The organism is Agromyces sp. P1_H4 (genome assembly GCF_056405255.1).
Window position 1 is genome coordinate 1 of the sequence record NZ_JBFUCL010000421.1, and the last position, 2,822, is coordinate 2,822.

3 protein-coding genes are annotated in these 2,822 nt (G+C 75.0%); all 3 read right to left on the bottom strand.

All coding sequences use genetic code 11. From position 1 onward, the window contains the following. Window positions 1-14: 14 nt before the first annotated feature. Window positions 15-1,091 (bottom strand): FecCD family ABC transporter permease, encoded by a 1,077-nt coding sequence (locus AC1DY2_RS18240; protein WP_476763698.1) that lies wholly within the window; start codon window positions 1,089-1,091, stop codon window positions 15-17. Window positions 1,092-1,095: 4 nt separating this feature from the next. Then, complete coding sequence (locus tag AC1DY2_RS18245) at window positions 1,096-2,058, bottom strand: siderophore-interacting protein (RefSeq protein ID WP_476763699.1); 963 nt, start codon at window positions 2,056-2,058, stop codon at window positions 1,096-1,098. A 54-nt stretch (window positions 2,059-2,112) separates the two neighbouring features. Further along, the coding region (locus AC1DY2_RS18250; protein WP_476763700.1) for an amidase family protein at window positions 2,113-2,822 on the bottom strand (710 nt) is incomplete at its 5' end.

A 2,822-nucleotide genomic window follows, 5' to 3' on the forward strand; every position in this document is an offset into this window, starting at 1 on the left:
GACCGGTGCCGCGCTCACAGCGTCGCCGCCCGGCCACGGCGCACGAGCGCGATGAGCACCGGTGCCCCGACGATCGCGGCGACGATGCCGGCCTCGAGCTCGGCGGGGGCCACGACGACGCGCCCGATGACGTCGGCGGCGAGGAGCACCATCGCGCCGAGCACGCCGGCGAGCGGGGTGAGCCAGCGGTAGTCGCCGCCGACGAGGCCGCGAGCCGCGTGCGCGACGGCGAGACCGAGCAGGGCGATGGGGCCGGCGAGCGAGGTCGCCGTGCCGGCGAGCACGATGACCGCGACCGCGGTGACGACCCGCGTCGTCGCGAGCCGCACGCCCAGGCCGCGCGCCACGTCGTCGCCGAGGGCGAGCAGGTTCAGGCGCCCGGTGAGCCAGCCGGCGAGCACGAGTCCAACGAGGAGGAACGGCCAGAGCACGACGACCGTGTCGATGCCGCGTCCCGCGAGGGAGCCGACCGACCAGAACCGGTACTGCGACAGCGTGCCCTCGTCGCTGATGAGCAGCAATGTGATGAGCGGGGTCGCCGCCGCCGTCAGCGCGGCTCCGGTGAGGGCCAGCTTGGCCGGGCTCGCGCCCGCTCCCCCGCTGGATCCGATCGCGTAGACGATGGCCGCGGCGACGGCCGCCCCGCCGAAGGCGAACCAGATGAAGCCGAACGGCGACGCGATGCCGAGGAACGCGATGGCGACGACCACCGCCAGGGACGCGCCCGCGTTGATGCCGAGCAGGCCCGGGTCGGCGAGCGGGTTGCGCGTCGAGCCCTGCAGGAGTGCCGCGACGACGCCGAGAGCGGCTCCCGCCATGATGCCGATGACGGCGCGCGGCAGCCGGAGGTCGCGCACGACCACGTGGTCGGCGTCACCGAGAACCGGGGACGTGAACGCCTGCACGACCACGTCGAACGGGATCTGCCGCGCTCCGACGGCGAGGCTCGCGATCGCGACGACGGCGAGCAGGCCGACGGCGATGCCGAGCGTCGCGCCCGGCGGAAGGCGGCGCCGACGGCCGCGTGCCGGTTGCCCGGGCGTGCCCGTCGTCGGCGCGAGCGTCCCGGCACGCGGCATCCGTTCGCTCACCTGCTCAGTCGAGCTCGGCGCGACCGAGGCGCCAGTAGCCCATGAACGCGACCTGGCGGCGGTCGAGGCCGGCCTCGCGCACGAGGAACCGGCGCAGCGTCGTGATGGCGGATGCCTCGCCGGCGAGCCAGGCGTAGCAGTCGCCGTCGAGGCTGTGCCCCTCGGGCACGTCCCAGAGCGGGGTGTCGGCCAGGTCGTCGTGCTCTGCGGCGGCGAGCGCGGCGGCCGCCTCATCGGCGTCGGCGGCACGCGCGGCGCCGATGGCGGTGAGGTGGCGCACGACCCAGTCGCGCACGGCCGGCACCAGGAGGTCGCCGTGCCGGGCTGCGGCATCCGCCCGGGACAGCCARCGCACCTCGAYGCCGGCGGGCGCACGCACGGGGAGGCGGTCGCCGTCGGCGGGCACCTCGATGAGGGCGATGCCCTTCGCATCGGCGGGCAGGGACTCGAGGATCGAGGCGATCGCGGGGGCGGCCGTCTCGTCGCCGGCGAGCAGCAGCGTGTCGACCACGCCCGGGCGCCAGTCGATGCCGACGGTGCGGCCGGGGCTCAGCTCGTCGGGTCCGATGAGCACGATCTCGTCGCCGGGCTCGGCCGTCGCGGCCCACGCGGACGCCGGACCGCCGTCGCCGTGGCCGACGAAGACGATGTCGACCTCGCGGGCCTGCGGGCGCACGGCGCGCACGGTGTAGGTCCGGAACGGGTTCCGCAGCTCGGCGGGGAGCTCGCGCCAGGCGCCGTACCAGTCGTCGCCGTCGGGGAAGGCCGCGAAGCCGATCTCGGGCAGCGGGAGCACGACCTTCACGCGCTGGTCGAGCCCGGCGGTGCCGAATCCCTCGAGGTCGTCACCCGCGAAGGTCACGTTCGTGAAGTGCGGCGCGAGGCGTTCGACCCTGGCTACCTGCACGCGGAAGCTGCGGTAGGCGGGGCGCTCGCGCGGCGCGGCTTCGACGAGTGAGGTAAGCATTACCTAAGTCTTACACACGCGACCCGATCGTGTGCATCCGAAGACGTCGAGGCGTCACCAGACGGGCGGATGCCGGTGTGCGCGACGCACGCGCCGCTCGAGCTGCGCGGCGAGGGCGAAGAGCACCTCCTCGACGCCGGGGCGGCCGATCAGCTGCACGCCCATCGGCACCCCGGCGGCGGTCTCCTCGACCGGGACGGTGATCGCGGGCAGCCCCGCCACGTTCACGAACGACGTGAAGGGCGTGACCTGCACCTGCTGCGCGAAGTTCCGCTCGCCGTCGTCGGCGTCGTACCAGCCGACGACCGGCGGCGTCAGCGCGAGCGCGGGGGTCAGCACGGCGTCGAACGGCGCGAACCGGCGGATGGTGCGCTCCTCGAAGCCGGCGAGCCAGGCGAGCGCCTCGGCGAGCTGCCGCGCCGGCACAGCCCTCCCCCGCTCGAGCAGCCACCGGGTGAGCGGCTCGAGCAGCGACTCGGCCGCACCGTCGACCGGGATCGTCGCCGCACCCGCCTGCCAGATGGTGCGGAACGCCGCGGGATACCCGGGCTCGGGCGCGGGCGCCATCGCCTCGATGCCGTGGCCGAGCCCCTCGAACGCCTCGATCGCGCGGTCGAGGGCCGAGCGCGCCTCCTCGGCGAGGTCGATCTCGTACGCGTCGTCCCACGGGGAATCCGTCATCACCCCGAGCTGAAACCGGCCCTCACCGCGGATGGCCGCGCCGAGGTACGGGCCGTCGTCACCGGGCGCGCGCACCGCGAACC